Source organism: Variovorax sp. 10L426, assembly GCF_056395305.1.
Window position 1 is genome coordinate 1 of the sequence record NZ_JBFTJF010000083.1, and the last position, 477, is coordinate 477.

The window sequence follows — 477 nt, forward strand, 5'->3', positions numbered from 1 at the left end:
CAGCAGGGCCTGGGCCCGGGTGCGATCGTCGCCAGCCAGTTGGGGCGTCCAGCGCGTCAGCTCCGCCAGCGCCGCGCGTCGATGCCGATTGGCATACCAGCGCCGCCCGGCGCGCCAGCCCAGCCAGGCAAGACCGGCCAGGATGACCAGTCCCACCACGAGCCAGCCAGTGGTCTGCGGCATCCACGAGGGCGGCGAAGGCGTGACGAGGTCGGCCAGCTCGGGCATGGGGGCGGTCAGGATAGGGATCCGCACAGGCTACGCCGCCGGCCCGCGCGGCTGAAGTCAATTTTTTCGGGGGCCTTTTCAATAGTTTTGTTGCGGTTGTTTCGCATGTCGATCTGCGGAAAAAGTGGTGGCGTATCCGTCGCAAATTTCCCTATAATGCAACCCTGTTGCAAAAAGGAAGTTGTCCCTTTTCCCTCGCCGACCATCTTTTCCGATGCGAACTCGTTATTTTTCCGCTCGCCGCCACCG

General features: G+C 63.5%; 2 protein-coding genes. Both read right to left on the reverse strand.

Annotated features, from left to right (window positions below):
* Positions 1-255: DUF4381 domain-containing protein (locus AC1DHL_RS29850; RefSeq protein ID WP_478164342.1), on the reverse strand; the 255-nt coding region annotated here is incomplete at its 3' end.
* On the reverse strand, positions 237-477 hold a 241-nt coding region (locus tag AC1DHL_RS29855; RefSeq protein ID WP_478164343.1), incomplete at its 5' end, for a hypothetical protein. The genes AC1DHL_RS29855 and AC1DHL_RS29850, both read right to left, overlap by 19 nt.